Genomic DNA, 15,009 nt, shown 5'->3' with positions numbered 1-15,009 from the left:
CGCCCAGGGCGATATCCAGCCCCAGCGAGCCGGTGGACACGACCTGGATGTCGTGTTCGACCTGATTGTCGCCGTAGCGCATGATGGAGCCCTTGCCGAACTGCTTTTCGATCTGAGACAGCGCGGCGGCCAGCGCCTTGGCACGTTCGGGGTTGGCCTTGCCGGAGCGATCATCCATGAGCGAATTCCTATCGTGATTGACAAGCCGCCGGGGCTGCAGCCAGAGAGCGGCCGTGCCCGCTTGCGGCGGGGTTCTGGAAATTATGGCATTAAATTATACTGTATGGAAATACAGATGTGCCAATCTGCTCACAGTCCAAGCACCGATGCAGGCCAGTGCCCGCCCGCACACCGCCCATCGTTTACCCTAAATGACCCCCCAGCACTGGGCATGTCACAATGAGCCCGACCCGGGCCGACAGCGCCCGCCTTCCCTGGATGTCATTCCCGCCATGCGTATCCTGATTGCCGAGGACGACAGCATTCTCGCGGACGGGCTATCCCGATCGCTGCGCTACGAAGGCTATGCCGTGGATGTCGTCAACGACGGCTCCAGCGCCGATTCGGCCATACAGCTCCAGGCCTTCGACCTGCTGATCCTGGACCTGGGCCTGCCGCGCCTGGACGGCCTGTCCGTGCTGCGCAAACTGCGCCAGCGCGGCGCCCCGCTGCCCGTCCTGATCCTGACGGCGGCCGACTCCGTCGAACAGCGCGTAGAAGGCCTGGACCTGGGCGCCGACGACTACATGTCCAAGCCCTTCGCCCTCAGCGAACTGGAGGCCCGGGTGCGCGCCCTGATCCGCCGCCACGGCGGCACGCGTGCGTCCATCCTGCGTCACGGGCGGCTTTCCTTTGACCTGAACGGGCGCGTGGCCACCATCGACGACGCGGTCGTCGAACTGTCTGCCCGCGAGACCAGCCTGCTGGAAATCTTCCTGTCGCGCAGCGGCCGCATGATCAGCAAGCATCAACTGGTGGATCTGCTGTGCGAATGGGGCGAAGAAGTCACCACCAACGCCATCGAAGTCTACATCCACCGGCTGCGCAAAAAAATCGAGCCGGCCGGTGTCCACATCCTGACTGTGCGCGGCCTGGGGTACTGCCTGGAACCCGACAGCCGCGCCATACCGGCGGACGCAACCGCCATCGGCTGACGGCGCATCTCCCGCCATGTTCGCAGCCCCGGTATCGCGCAGCCCCCGCCGCCGACATGCGACCCTGCTGGGCCGCATTCTGCTGTGGATGATTGTCCCGCTGTTCGTCCTGTGGTCGATCGGCATCGTCATCACCTACTTCATTTCCCTGAACATCGCCAATTCGCCCTACGACCGGACGCTGTCGAGTCATCTGCGCCTGCTGCGCCACGAAGTCGAGCAGCAGCGCCTGGCCCAGGGCGTGACCTTGTCGGAATCGGCCCGTACGGTGCTGGCCGGAGGCACGGACGAAGCCGCCACCAGCTGGCAGATCCTGGATGCCAACGGCCACCTGCTGGCGGGCGACCCCGCCATTCCCACCCCGGAAAACTGGGACTACGACATCGACCAGATCCGCTTTCGCAACGCATCCCGGGATCACCAATCCATCCGCCTGGCCTACGTCTGGGGTGGACGCGACCGCGACGGCACCGGCTTCCTGACCGTGGTGGCCGAGTCCGCCGAGGCGCGCGCCACGTTGCAGCAGGAAATCCTGACCGGCATGCTGACGCCCCAGCTCATCATCCTGCCCCTGGCCGCCATGCTGGCCGGGCTGGGCCTGACCCAGGGTCTGGAACCCCTGAGCCTGCTGCAGGAACTGATGCAGCGGCGCAAACCCAGCGACCTGTCCCCCATCCGCGATGACCTGGCGCCAGCGGAAATCGTGCCGCTGATTGCCGCGATGAACAGTGTGCTGCTGCGCCTGTCGGATTCCATCGAATCTCAACGTCGATTCGTCGCCAACGCGGCCCATCAGCTGAAAACCCCACTGGCCGGTATCCGTACCCAGTGCGAACTGGCCCTGCGCGAACAGGAACCCGCACGCATGCGCGCCAGCCTGCAGCAACTGATCGCCGGATCCCAGCGCGCCACCCGGCTGGTGAACCAATTGCTGCTGCTGGCGCGGGCAGAATCCATCGACCCCACCCAGACACGGCACACCGAACGGCTGGATCTGCAGTCCCTGGCCGAGGCCTGCACCCTGGAATGGGTCGAGACCGCCCTGCAGCGCCACATCGACCTGGGATTCGAATCGCCCGGCACACCCCTGCCGATCTTCGGCAATGCGGTGATGATTCGCGAACTGCTGAACAACTTGATCGACAACGCCCTGCTCTACACACCCCGGGGCGGCAAAGTCACGGTGCGCGCCCTGCCCGAAGGCGACCGGGTCTGCCTGGAAGTCCAGGACTCCGGCCCCGGCATCCCGCCCGAAGAGCAATCCCGGGTCTTCGACCGCTTCTACCGGATTCTGGGCCATGGCGCCGAAGGCAGCGGCCTGGGCCTGGCGATCGTGCGCGAGGTCGCCGAACATCACCACGCCACCATCGCCTTCCTGCCGCCTGGCAACCGCCACGATCCGGTCAGTGCCGGCACCCGGCTGCGCGTTTCCTTTCCCCGCGACGACATGCCCAGGACCCGCACATGATCCGAGCCCGCCCCATGCCGCACGACGCGCTGGACGATGCCCATCGCCCCATGACCCACGAAGAACGCCGCGTCATCCTGGCGTCCTCGATGGGCACCGTCTTCGAATGGTATGACTTCTATGTCTACGGTTCCCTGGCGGCCGTGATCGCCCAGCACTTTTTTTCCGGCCTGAATTCCACGGCGGGCTTCATTTTTGCCCTGCTGACCTTCGCAGCCGGTTTCGCCGTGCGGCCCTTTGGTGCGCTGGTGTTCGGCCGGCTGGGCGACATGGTCGGGCGCAAGTACGCCTTTGTGATCTCGATCCTGATCATGGGCATGTCCACCTTTCTGGTCGGCGTGCTGCCTTCGTCGGCCTCGATCGGCACGGCCGCCCCCACGATCCTGCTGCTGCTGCGCCTGCTGCAGGGGCTGGCCCTGGGCGGAGAATACGGCGGCGCGGCCGTCTACGTGGCCGAACACGCGCCCCAAGGCCGACGCGGTTTCTTCACCAGCTGGATCCAGACCACGGCCAGCACCGGCATGTTCCTGTCGCTGGTCGTGGTCCTAGGCACTCGGGCCACGCTGGGGCAGGAAGCCTTCGACGCCTGGGGCTGGCGGGTGCCGTTCCTGATTTCCGTGCTGCTGCTGGTGATTTCGGTCTGGATCCGGCTGCGCCTGCACGAATCACCCGCCTTCACCCGCATGAAAAGCGAAGGCCTGGTCTCGCGCGCGCCCATCAAAGAAGCCTTCGGGCGCTGGCGCAACCTGCGCCTGATCCTGCTGGCCCTGATCGGCCTGACCGCCGGCCAGGCCGTGGTCTGGTATACCGGCCAGTTCTACGCTTTGTATTTTCTGACCGAAACCCTGGGCGTAGAAGCCAACATCGCCAATATCCTGGTGGCCCTGGCCCTGCTGCTGGCCTGTCCGTTCTTTCTGATATTCGGCGCTCTGTCAGACCGGATCGGACGCAAACCCATCATCATGGCAGGCTGCCTGATTGCCGCCCTGAGCTATTTCCCCGTCTTCAAGGGCCTGACCCATTACGCCAACCCTGCCCTGGAACGCGCCCAGAAGCAGGCCCCGGTATACATCGTCGCCAATCCAAAGGATTGCTCATTGCAATTCAATCCGGTGGGCATCGCGTCCTTTACCAGCGCCTGCGACCTGCTCAAGACGTTCATGGCCAGCCATTCGGTGCACTACATCAACCAGCCCGCCCCGGAAGGCGCCACGGCCTACGCCCTGGTGGGCGACCAGCGCATCGACGCATTCGATGGCACCGCGCTGCCACGCGCCGAATTCGCACGCCGCAACGCCGCGCTGCAGGACACCCTGCGCCAGGCTGTACGCAGCCATGGCTATCCCGCCTACGCCGATCCATCCCAGATCAATTTCACCATGGTGCTGCTGCTGCTGTTTTTCCTGGTGCTGCAGGTCACCATGGTCTACGGGCCGATCGCCGCCATGCTGGTGGAGATGTTCCCCACGCGCATCCGCTATACCTCCATGAGCGTGCCCTATCACATCGGCAACGGCTGGTTCGGCGGCTTCCTGCCCCCGGTGGCCTTCGCCACGGTAGCCACCACCGGCAATATCTACGACGGCCTGTGGTATCCGATCGCGGTGTGCGCGATGACGCTGGTCGTGGGCCTGCTGTTCGTCAAGGAAACCCGGCACAATGACCTGGATGCGCCCTAGTCAGATTTAAAGAGCTGCCAAGCGCCCGGTCCCGATTTATCCGAGACGTAAGAGAAATGCAGGGAGAGTCAGCCGGCGGATGTCAGAACAGTTTATTCAACAATTCAGGCTCGGACGATTTAAGCCGTTCCAGCATGCTGTTCACGTAAAACATATCTGGCGAGGCATTCACCGGAAGCACGATAACCGTGTAATCCGGCTGATTCTTATCCAATACGAAAGTCACCAGGCCAACGCCATGAATGCTGCACAACGACTTCAGACGGCTCATATCATCACTGCCCGTCGAGTCCGGAACCACGATATAGCTTCGATGTGAAAAAAGGCGATAGGCAACAGCCTGTCCAAAAGCCACCACAGGCTGGTTAGGCACTGCTTTGATTTCTGCTGAAACGATCTGCGGCTCGAACTTGAAGATGTCCTGTGCTCGGGGTTTCAAGATTCCAAGTACATCAGGAGTTCCCCACTTCCCCCCCAGAACACTGCCGCCAAGAGGTGCCGCCACTGTAGCATCATCGTTTTCTTCCAGCCAATCCGCGAAGCTTTGGTAGAAATCCTGTTCGGTCAGAGTTTCTGATGACGGCAAACCGGCCTGAAACAGGGCTATATCCACCTTATGTTCCTCGGCACTGGCCTGAGCATCATCTGCATCGACAAATTTGACGAGCCGATACGTTCCACGAGCGACCTTCATCACTTTGAGGGTCTCCTTCTTCAGAAAAGCATGAACAGCACCACGAATACTGTTGCGCGGCGTGCCGGGCGCCTCCTTTTCAACCTCTCTGACCAGATCAGCCCATCGTATCCCCTGCGGGTTTGCCTCAAGCACTTGCATGGCCTGTTCATAGATCTGTTGGCGACCAAGCTTCATGTCTTCCTCATTTCAATTTCACACGAACTCAAAGAGCCATAACCAGAATTCTAATACTCCCCCACTCTGGCCTTATTCTCCAGCCACGCCTGGAACATCAGCACGCCCCAAAGCGGGTATTGCGCATTGCGGCGCCCCGACAGGTGCTCCGCCCAGACGCGCCGGATCGGCGCCGGATCAAAATACCCCTCGTGCCGCAGACGCGATTCGTCCAGCAGGCTTTCCGCCCAGTCGCGCAACGGGCCCCGCAGCCAATCCCCGATCGGCACACTGAAGCCTTTCTTGGGCCGTTCGATCAAGGCACGCGGCACATGCCGGTACAGCACCTGCCGCAGAATCCATTTGGATGTGCCATCGCGCAGTTTCATGGATTGCGGAATCCGCCAGGCAAATTCCACCACCCGGTGATCCAGGAACGGCACGCGACTTTCCAGGGACACGCCCATGGCAGCGCGATCGACCTTGACCAGGATGTCGTCGGGCAGATAGGTGATGGCATCCAGCGCCATCAGGCGCTGTACGTCATCCAGGCCATTCAGCGGCAACGGCCTGCCATGCAGGCAGGTCGCGGGTTCGCGCCCGTCCACCACCAGACCAGCCGGTTCCCAGCGCGAGATCGACTGCAGGTACAGATCGTCGATGCGCTCGGCAGACAGCTTGCGGGCGCTCTGATGCAGTTTGTCGCCAGGCGCGGTGCGCAGCGAACCAGGCAACACGGACCGCAGCGGTCCAAGCACAGCATCCCAGGCCCCGGACGGCAGCACACGGATGCCGCCTGCCAGCAGTCGCCGCAGGCCGCGCGGCAGGTGTGATATCCGCCCCCAGTGCCGGCTGTTGCGCGCATAGCGGCCATAGCCGGCAAACAACTCATCACCCGCATCGCCCGACAGCGAAACCGTGACGTGGCGACGCGCCAGCTGCGACACCAGGAAAGTCGGGATCTGCGAGGCATCGGCAAAGGGTTCGCAATACAGGTCCGGCAAACGGGGGATGACGTCTCGCGCCTGATCTGCGGTGACATACAGTTCCGTGTGATCGGTGCCCAGGTGCCGGGCGACCGCCAGGGCGTGTTCAGCCTCGTTGTAGCCCGGCTCGTGAAAGCCGATGGCAAAGGTCCTGACCGGGCGCGAGGACTGGGCCTGCATCAGCGCCACCACCGTGGACGAGTCGATCCCCCCCGACAGAAAGGCCCCCAGCGGCACGTCGGCCAGCATCTGCTGGCGCACGGCGGATTTCAGCACGTCCTCCAGTGCATCGATGGCATCCCGGTCCGACCCGGAAAACGGTGCGCGGTTGCCGGACACGGCAACGTCCGCCAGCGACCAATAGGTTTCCACCTGCGGCTCGCGCCGGTCGAGCGACACGGTCAGCAGGCAGCCTGCCGGCAACTTGAAAATGCCTCGATAGATGGAATGCGGCGCCGGAATATAGTTGTGCCGCATCAGCAGACACAAGGCATCGCGATCGACTTCCGCCGCGCAGCGCGGATGCGCCCGCAACGCCTTGAGCTCGGAGCCGAACAGGAAGCAGGCATCGTTCCCGGCGCCCTGCCAGCCGTAATACAGCGGCTTTTCGCCCAGGCGGTCCCGCCCCAGGGTCAGGACACGCGCCTGAACATCCCAGACGGCAAAGGCGAACATGCCGATGCAGCGTTCCACCGTGGCGCGGATGCCCCAGGCCGCGAACCCCGCCAGCAGGGTCTCGGTATCCGAATGGCCGCGCCAGCCGGGCGCCAAGCCGGATTGCTCCAGTTCCCGGCGCAGGTCCAGATGGTTGTAGATTTCGCCGTTGAAGACGATCACGTGCCGCCCCGAAGGGCCGGCCATGGGTTGGTGGCCCGCCGCCGACAGATCCAGGATGGACAGGCGCCGATGGGCCAGCCCGACACCGGCCCCATCGGTCCAGACGCCGGTATCGTCCGGCCCGCGCGCCACGATGGTGCCAGCCATGCGTTCGAGCATGGCCGCAGCCCCGCGTGCGTCGTGTCCATGGCCGCTTTCCAGAAACCCCACCAGACCGCACATTGCGCTTTTCCCTTCGATCATCGTTTGGCCACCGGTCAGTCCGGCACGCATGGTACATTTTACGGTCTTCACCCCTTGCCCACCCTGCCCTGGCGAACGATCGCGCCGGGTTTCGCCATGGATGCACAGTCCCTCCCGGAAGAATCCGACTCCAGTTCATTCGAAAGCCACTTTCGCGACCCCGCGCTGGCGGCCGAGGCGCCGCTTGCCTGGCTGCTGGGGCAACGCCTGGACATTCTGGATGCCCTGCGCGGCCTGCTGTCGGGTGGGCAAGCGACAGCGCGGTTGCGCCTGTGGGTATTCCTGGAACTGGCTGCGCAGCCCCAGGGCCGCCTGCAACGAGAAGACCTGAACCAACTGTTCTTCAGCCTCAGGCCCGAAGCACTGGACGCAACGCTCAAACGGCTGCGCGATCTGGACTTGCTGGTCTGGGACGCCACTGATCAGGATTACCATCTGTCCGCACTCGCCCAGCAGCTTCAAAGCCTGCTGGCACCCTTGGCGCGCAGTGCCAGCGAAGACGATGAAATGGCGGCCCTGCTTGCCCAGGTGGCCGGTGCCCAGGCGCTGGGCCTGTCCGACGCGGGACAGATCCAGCATCTGCACGCCCAGTTGGCACGGCGCCACGACGAATTCGCAGACGTGATCGCCAGCGGATCGGAAGCCCGCCTGCGCGAGGCCCAGCCACGCTTCGAACGCGCCCTGCAACTGGTCGAACGGGCCGGCGAGGCCCTGACGGCGCTGATTCGCGGCGACCATGACGACCCTCGCCTGGAACGCGAGGCACGCGCCCTGGGGCGCGGACAGGCGCGCCTGCTGTCGATGGCCAGCCAGTTCACCCGCGCACTGCAGCAGGCCGACCGCCGACGCATCACGCTGGGCAGCACCGGCATCACCAGTTCCGACGTCCGCCAATGGCTGCAGACACGCGGCGAACTGTACGAATTGCTGGGTGACGCCCTGTCGTCCAGCCCCCACCCGGTGTTCATCAGCGGTCACGAACTGGTCGATGTCGCCGAAGCGGAATTCGACCGCGACCGCCCCGACCCGCATCGCGTCCAGGGCCTGCCCCCCGCCGCGCGGGCCGAATCCGGCACGCTGGAAGCCCTGCGCATGCCCGAAGAACTGGAAACCCTGATCGGGCAGTTGGCGCAATGGACTGCATCCGCGCCGCCCGGCACGCGGCCTTGCAGCCATCCCATCACGGATGCCGTGCTGGGCGGCCGCTACGCCCAGTCGGCCTATCGGATGCAATTGCTGCCGCTGCTGGGCGACGAACAGGCGCGCGCCTTGCAAGGACTGACGGGCGATCTGGCGCGTTCCCCCTGGCATGCCACGCTGCAGCCGGAACTGCTGGCGACACAGGACCCCTATGTTGCCTTCGTCAGCGCCGGCACCCTGGAACCCGATTTCCCGGACGACTCTCATGCATGAAACCCTTGATGACGCCGCCCTGCTGATCGCAGAACTGCTGGCCAGCCGCTGGCTGCCCCGGCGGCATCCCCGCGTGCGCCAGGCACTGATCGACGCCGATCTGTGGCAGACGGTGCAGGATCGCCTGGCCTTGTCGGGCCTGCGCCTGATCGACAACATTCACGCCGATCACGTCTGTGTCGCCCTGCTGCGCGGCGCCGAAACCACGGTCTTCGGCGAAACTGGCCTGAATGCCAACAATAATGTCCGCCTGCCGCGCGACGCAGTCTCGCTGCTGGTGCTGCTGTGGTCGCTGATCGTGCTGCCCAAGCGCGAACGCCAGGCCGCCCGCGCCGCCACCGCAGAAACCGACGGCCAGGCAGAAATGTTTACCGCCGAACGCCCGATCCCCAGCGCGGCCAGCGTCAGCCCCGTGGTGTCGTACAAGGCGCTGCTGGCCGACTTCGGCCCCCAGCTGGGGCGCAAGACCCGCATGGACGGCAATCTGAAACGCCTGGAGGCCCAGGGGTTCATCCTGCGCAAGGGCGATGACATCAGCGAAGGACCGCTGCTGGATCTGTTGCTGGACTATGATGCGCTGGCGCCGCGCATCCTGGAAGGCGCGCTCAGCGACGTGCTGGCGCGCGCGCGCCAGCAGGCGGAAAGCGATGCGTCCACAACCGGCACCGACCCGCACACGGAGGGCGAGCACTGATGTTTCACCTGCAATCCCTGGAACTGCTGCAATGGGACTACTGCCAGCGCCTGACGTTGCCGCTGGACGGCGCCATCATCACCGTGGCCGGGCCCAACGGCTCGGGCAAGACGACGCTGCTCGATGCCATGCGCACCCTGCTGGGCCTGGACTGCTCGGGCGGGCGCAACTACAAGACCTACGCACGCCACGCCAACGCCGACATGACCTGGCTGCGCGCCGTCGTGGACAATCGGCCACAGGGTCGTCAGACATCCAGCCGGCCATTCGCGCGCAACCTGCTGTACGCCGACCAGGTGACCCTGGCCTGCCGCATCGACCGCAACGGCGGCGACTGGCAGCGCCGCTACCTGATGACCGACGGCGACGTGCCCATCGAAACCCTGATCCAGACACCCGACAAGGATTGGCTCGGCATCGAACACTGGCGCAAACGCCTGGAAGGCGCCGGGCTGTCGCGCGCCATCGCCCGCGTGCTGGCGCTGGAACAGGGCCAGACCGACCGGCTGTGCGAATATTCCCCCAAAGAACTGCTGCGCCTGGTCTTTGACGTGTTCGGCGACCAGGAAGTCCTGGATCGCTACGAAGAAGCCCGCCGCCACCTGCTCGAACAGGAAGCCGAAGTCGAAACCGCCGAACGCGAACTGGCGCATGGCCGCGCGCAGCTGGCTGAACTCGAAGCCCGCGTCACACAATTCCGCCAATACCAGATGCGGCTGCGCGAACGCGAGGAACTGGCCACCGAAGTCGTGCCGGTGCTGGAATGGCACGAAGACCGGCACGATGCCGCCACCCGCCTGCACGATTTGCGCCGCCAGCGCCAGCACCAGGCGACGCAGCGACGCCTGCGGACCGAAGACCAGGCCAAACTGCTGCAATGGCTGGCAGCCCGCCAGGCCGCCCAGGACCATGTCCAGACCGTCGAACATCAAAAAGCAGACGCGCAATCCGCGCTGCAACAGGCCCGCGAGGCCGAAAAGCCGGTGGAAGAACTGGTCCGGCAGGCCGACGAACTGCAGGGCCTGGCTGCCATCGAAGGCGACGCAGCCCAATTGGCCGAACGTGTGCGCGATCTGGAAGCACAAAAATCGGATCTGGATCGCCGCTGGCATGACGCCAGCACCCGCCGCGCACAAGTCCGTGCCGCGCTGGATGATCTCAGAGGCCAGCGCCAGGCGCCCCCACCGCCCGAAGTCCAGCGCTTTCAGCGCACCCTGCGCCAGCAGGGCATCGGCCACCACCTGATGGCCGATGTGATTGAAATCACGGACGACGCCTGGCGCAACGCTGCCGAAGGCGTGTTGCGGGCCGCGCGCTGGGTGGTGGTGCTGGATGACCCCGGCGACGAGGGCCGCGCCATGGCCCTGGCAGAACAAGAACGCTATCGCCACTACCTGGTGGGGGATGCCGAGCAGGCCCCATCCAGTCCGCCTCCCGACAGCCTGCTGGCAGTCCTGCGCTTTGCCGATACCGCGCCAGGCTGGCTGCTGCAGCAACTGGCCCAGATCCGCCGGGTGGCCGACACCCAGGCTGGCGCCCGGGCGGGCGGTGAATGGATCACGCCCCAAGCCTACTGGCGCGACCGCCGCGGCGGTCGCAGCGTCTGGATCGACCCATCCGAACACCAGTTCGGTGTCGCCGCCCTGACTGCGCGCACCGAGGCGCTGGATCGGCAACTGGCGCAGCTGGACCGGCAATTGGCGGATCTGGCGCAGCAAGAACAGGGCTTGCGTCGCCAGCTGGATGCCGCCCGAAAAGCGGGCGAAGGGCATCGTGCCGCCGAAACCCTGATCCAGCGCAGCGAGGTCTTCGAACGCGCACGCCAGCAGTGGCCGGCCCTGAAGCAGGCCCGCACCGAGGCCGGAGAACGCTGGCAGGCCCTGGAAGAAGCGCACAAACAGGCCATCATCGACTACAAGGATGCGGACAACCGCTATCAGGGGCTGCAAAAACGCCTCACCGAAAGCGCCCGCGAAGCCGAGCAGGCCGAACGCAGATGGCGTGAGACCCGCACAGAACTGGGCGACCGGATTGCCGCGTCCCGCGTGCTGAAACAGCGTTTTCCTGCGCACTGGATCACCCGCGAAAAACGGCAGGCGCTGCTGCAACGCTACCAGAATGCGACACAGGCAAAACTGCGTGCCGACAACCTTGAGCGCGAACTGGCAGAAGGCCACTGGGAAACCGACGAAACCGTCGAGGAAAAGCAATTCCTGATGCAGGCCACGGTCGGCGACCAGACGGCCCGCCTGGAAACATGCAAGGCACGGAATGCGGCAGCAGCCACAGCCGTGTCCAATGCCCGCGAACGCTACATCGACGTACTGCGCGCCACAGTGCGCCGCTACCGCAAGAACATCACCGATCTGGGCGCCCTGGCCGGTGTCGAGGTCGTCGCCGAACTGCCGCACCTGGACAACGACGACACCGTACTGCGTCAGGCCGAACTGAAGGTCAGCTTCAATTTTGACGGCAAGGGCCGCATCGGACTGAATGATGGCGAGGCCTCGGGCGGCCAGCAGGTGATCAAGTCCCTGATCCTGCTGGTCGGCCTGCTCAAGGACGACGACATGTCCGGCGGCTTCGTGTTCATCGACGAGCCCTTCGCACACCTGGACGTGCGCAACATCCAGTTGGTCGGCCATTTCCTGAAGTCCACCCGTGCCCAGTACGTGCTGACCACGCCGATCACGCACAATGTCGAGGTGTTCGAACCCGCCGACATCACCCTGATCACCTCCAAGAAACCGCGTGACGCGCGCTGGGCGCCGCCCATCGGTGTCCTGCAGCGACGGGCGGAAGCCACGATCTGAGCGGCGCATCATGGGGACGGTTGACTGGATCGACGAGACCCGGGGCAGGAACCGGCGCGAACGCCGCGCAGGCATTCCGGTCCCCGAAGCCCTGCCGGCCCTGATCGCCGAGGACCGGAAAACACTGTTGCGCCGTTGGGTCCGCAACGACGCAACCCGGCGCCAACGCAGCACCCTGATCCAGGATGCAGGCACCACCGGAATCGAACTAGCCGACGCCCTGTGCGCATGGCTGCTCCTCGAAGGCTGGATCATCCGGTGCGAACGACTGTCAGGCGGCGCATGGCAATGGGACGCGCTGATCTGGCGCGACTTGCCGCGCCTGCAAGCCCTGCTGGGGGTCGTGGGGCCAGGGCGCCGTGCTGAAACACGCCAGGCGCTGATCATGCAGACACGAGACTGGCTGCAAACCTGGCGCACCACAGCAATGGCCCCGGACCCGGACCTGCTCGACGAACTGGAACAAGCCTTGGAACAGCTGGCCGAAGAACGGTCTCTGCCACCGGAACGGCTGGCTCGGCGCCTGGATCTGCTGCGCGCACTCGCGGCCTGGCACGACGAAGGGGCCTGTGGCACACGACGCGATTTCGCCCTGCATGCAGGTGACGGCACCAAGGCACTGTCCGGCGCAGACTGGCGCTGGCTGGAATCCGGTTTCGATCTGGAACGCCTGCGCATCACGCGCTTCGCATCGATGGCCTGGCTTGCTGGCGACATCACCCTGGGCTGGCCTGAAGCGCAGACCATGCCGCTGGGCCATCTGCATTGCATCGGCCTGCCGCTGACCGACCTGGACCGGATCACCTGCGCCACGACGCCGCAGCGCTGGTGGCTGATTGAAAACCGCGCCAGTTTCGAACGCCAGGCCCATATCCTGGAATCCGGCACGGCCCTGCTCTGGATGCCTGGCCGGCCATCGACCGACTGGCTGGTCACCATCGAACGCCTGCTGCGCCTGGCGCCGGCGCCTGCCTGGATCAGCGCTGATGCCGATCCTTCAGGCGTGGATATCGCCTGCACCGTCGGCGCGCTCTGGGAATCCCGGGGTCTGGCCTGGACACCGCACCGCATGGGGGTGGACGAATGGCACACCACTCCCCAGCGCTGGCCACTGAACACGCATGACCACCAGATGCTGGAACGCCTGCTGGCCCGCCCCCGGCTGCCGGACGAACTGCGCGTCCTGTGCCTGGCCATGCAGGCCGAAGGCCGCAAGGCCGAGCAGGAAGCCTGGCTCTGAACCGCTGACGCCTGCTGCTGCACCAGCCGATCAACACGGTCCACCCGAAAACCGCCGCCAGATCCCCGCATCGCCGCGCACCGATCCCCGCTACACTGGCAGCTGGTCCAGATCCTTCCAGGCATTCCATGAAAGGCATCATTCTCGCCGGCGGCTCCGGCACCCGGCTGCACCCCATCACCCGCGGCGTGTCCAAGCAACTGCTGCCCATCTACGACAAGCCGATGATCTACTATCCGCTGTCCGTGCTGATGCTGGCCGGCATCCGCGATGTGCTGGTGATTTCCACCCCCGACGACCTGCCCGGGTTCCAGCGCCTGCTGGGTGACGGATCGGATTTTGGCATCGCCCTGTCCTATGCCGAACAGCCCTCGCCCGACGGCCTGGCCCAGGCCTTCCTGATCGGCGCGGACTTCATCGCCGGCGACCGGGTCTGCCTGGTGCTCGGGGACAACATTTTCTATGGCTACGGGTTCAGCGGCATGCTGCGCGAAGCCGCCCAGCGGACCTCGGGAGCGACTCTTTTCGGCTACCGGGTCGCGGACCCTCAACGTTTTGGCGTGGTCGAATTCAATGCCGCCGGGCAGGCCGTGTCGATCGAGGAAAAACCCGCGCAGCCGAAATCCCCCTACGCCGTCACCGGCCTGTACTTCTATGACCAGGATGTCGTGGACATCGCCCGCCAGGTGCGGCCCTCGGCGCGAGGCGAACTGGAAATCACCGATGTGAACAATGCCTACCTGCGGCGGGGTGACCTGCACGTCACGCGCCTGGGGCGGGGCTTTGCCTGGCTGGATACCGGCACGCACGAAAGCCTGCTGGACGCAGGCACCTACGTGCAGACCATCGAGCGCCGCCAGGGGCAGAAAGTCGCCTGCCTGGAAGAAATCGCCTTCAACAACGGCTGGCTGGATCGTGCCGGACTGGAAGAACGCGGCGCGCGGCTGGCCAAGACCGACTACGGCCAATACCTGCTGGCCCTGGCACACGAGGCCAGTGGACCATGAAAGTCATCGACACGGCACTGCCCGGCGTACGCATCATCGAACCCCAGGTCTTCGGTGACGAGCGCGGCTGGTTCCTGGAATCATTCAGCGCCCGCCGCTACCGGGACACAGCAGGCATCGACCTGGTCTTCGTCCAGGACAATGTCTCGCGCTCCACTCGCGGCGTGCTGCGTGGCCTGCATTTTCAGCGGACCCGCCCACAGGGCAAGCTGATCCAGGTGACCGAGGGCGCCGTCTTCGACGTCGCCGTGGACATCGATCCCCGGTCCGCCACATTCGGCCAGCACGTCGCCATCGAACTGTCGGCCGACAATCACCGGCAGATCTGGATTCCTCCGGGCTATGCACATGGCTTCTGCGTCATCAGCGAGACCGCCACCTTCCAGTACAAATGCACGGACTACTACGATCCGGACGACGAAGGGGGGCTGGCCTGGAATTGCCCGGACCTGGCGATTCCCTGGCCGGAACGGCACCCCGTCCTGTCGGCCAAGGATCAGCGACACCCGGGATTGCAGGCCTGGGCACGCACGTTGCCGCGCTGAACCAGCCGACCGTTTCCAAGCGCGTACAATCGAGGCTCCTCGACGCTTCGTCCTGCCCGAAGCTTCCCCAATCCTGTTTT

The 15,009-nt window shown here is 65.0% G+C and carries 11 protein-coding genes and 1 pseudogene; 9 read left to right on the top strand and 3 right to left on the bottom strand.

Annotation, left to right across the window (positions count from 1 at the left end):
- Positions 1-178: pseudogene (gene recA / locus RBR29_RS03340) on the bottom strand (recombinase RecA); the annotation flags it as partial.
- 274 nt (positions 179-452) lie between these two features.
- Between recA and RBR29_RS03335 the strand changes: the two are divergent.
- The 3 genes from RBR29_RS03335 to RBR29_RS03325 are packed head-to-tail and all read left to right on the top strand — an operon-like array spanning position 453 to position 4,301.
- Positions 453-1,154 (top strand): response regulator transcription factor, encoded by a 702-nt coding sequence (locus tag RBR29_RS03335; protein WP_320347224.1) that lies wholly within the window; start codon positions 453-455, stop codon positions 1,152-1,154.
- A 16-nt stretch (positions 1,155-1,170) separates the two neighbouring features.
- Positions 1,171-2,622 (top strand): sensor histidine kinase N-terminal domain-containing protein, encoded by a 1,452-nt coding sequence (locus RBR29_RS03330; protein WP_320347222.1) that lies wholly within the window; start codon positions 1,171-1,173, stop codon positions 2,620-2,622.
- 50 nt (positions 2,623-2,672) lie between these two features.
- Complete coding sequence (locus RBR29_RS03325; protein WP_320347228.1) at positions 2,673-4,301, top strand: MFS transporter; 1,629 nt, start codon at positions 2,673-2,675, stop codon at positions 4,299-4,301.
- A gap of 82 nt (positions 4,302-4,383) precedes the next feature.
- Here RBR29_RS03325 and RBR29_RS03320 read toward each other — a convergent pair whose 3' ends face one another.
- Together RBR29_RS03320 and asnB are read right to left on the bottom strand one after the other, a co-directional pair.
- Positions 4,384-5,172: a hypothetical protein gene (locus RBR29_RS03320; protein ID WP_320347220.1), complete on the bottom strand. Its 789-nt coding sequence runs from the start codon at positions 5,170-5,172 to the stop codon at positions 4,384-4,386.
- Between the two features lie 50 nt (positions 5,173-5,222).
- Positions 5,223-7,196: an asparagine synthase (glutamine-hydrolyzing) gene (gene asnB / locus RBR29_RS03315; protein ID WP_320347226.1), complete on the bottom strand. Its 1,974-nt coding sequence runs from the start codon at positions 7,194-7,196 to the stop codon at positions 5,223-5,225.
- Between the two features lie 117 nt (positions 7,197-7,313).
- Here asnB and RBR29_RS03310 point away from each other — a divergent pair, with 117 nt between their 5' ends.
- The 6 genes from RBR29_RS03310 (at position 7,314) to rfbC (ending at position 14,929) form a co-directional block, all read left to right on the top strand.
- Positions 7,314-8,630, top strand: coding sequence for a hypothetical protein (locus RBR29_RS03310; protein ID WP_320347218.1), 1,317 nt, complete (start codon positions 7,314-7,316; stop codon positions 8,628-8,630).
- The gene (locus RBR29_RS03305; protein ID WP_320347216.1) at positions 8,623-9,324 is read left to right on the top strand and encodes a hypothetical protein; all 702 of its coding nucleotides are present in this window, start codon (positions 8,623-8,625) and stop codon (positions 9,322-9,324) included. The genes RBR29_RS03310 and RBR29_RS03305 overlap by 8 nt, the downstream gene beginning before the upstream one ends.
- Positions 9,324-12,137, top strand: a complete 2,814-nt coding sequence (locus RBR29_RS03300; protein ID WP_320347214.1) for an ATP-binding protein — start codon at positions 9,324-9,326, stop codon at positions 12,135-12,137. The genes RBR29_RS03305 and RBR29_RS03300 overlap by 1 nt, the downstream gene beginning before the upstream one ends.
- A 10-nt stretch (positions 12,138-12,147) precedes the next feature.
- Positions 12,148-13,377, top strand: a complete 1,230-nt coding sequence (locus RBR29_RS03295; RefSeq protein ID WP_320347212.1) for a hypothetical protein — start codon at positions 12,148-12,150, stop codon at positions 13,375-13,377.
- A 128-nt stretch (positions 13,378-13,505) separates the two neighbouring features.
- Positions 13,506-14,384 (top strand): glucose-1-phosphate thymidylyltransferase RfbA, encoded by an 879-nt coding sequence (gene rfbA / locus RBR29_RS03290; RefSeq protein WP_320347210.1) that lies wholly within the window; start codon positions 13,506-13,508, stop codon positions 14,382-14,384.
- Positions 14,381-14,929, top strand: a complete 549-nt coding sequence (gene rfbC / locus RBR29_RS03285; RefSeq protein WP_320347208.1) for a dTDP-4-dehydrorhamnose 3,5-epimerase — start codon at positions 14,381-14,383, stop codon at positions 14,927-14,929. The genes rfbA and rfbC overlap by 4 nt, the downstream gene beginning before the upstream one ends.
- Positions 14,930-15,009 lie beyond the last annotated feature (80 nt).

The organism is Castellaniella sp. (genome assembly GCF_034007085.1).
Taxonomy (GTDB): Bacteria; Pseudomonadota; Gammaproteobacteria; order Burkholderiales; family Burkholderiaceae_B; genus Castellaniella.
Note: the sequence above shows the minus strand (reverse complement) of the source record. Positions and strands in the feature narration are given on the sequence as shown.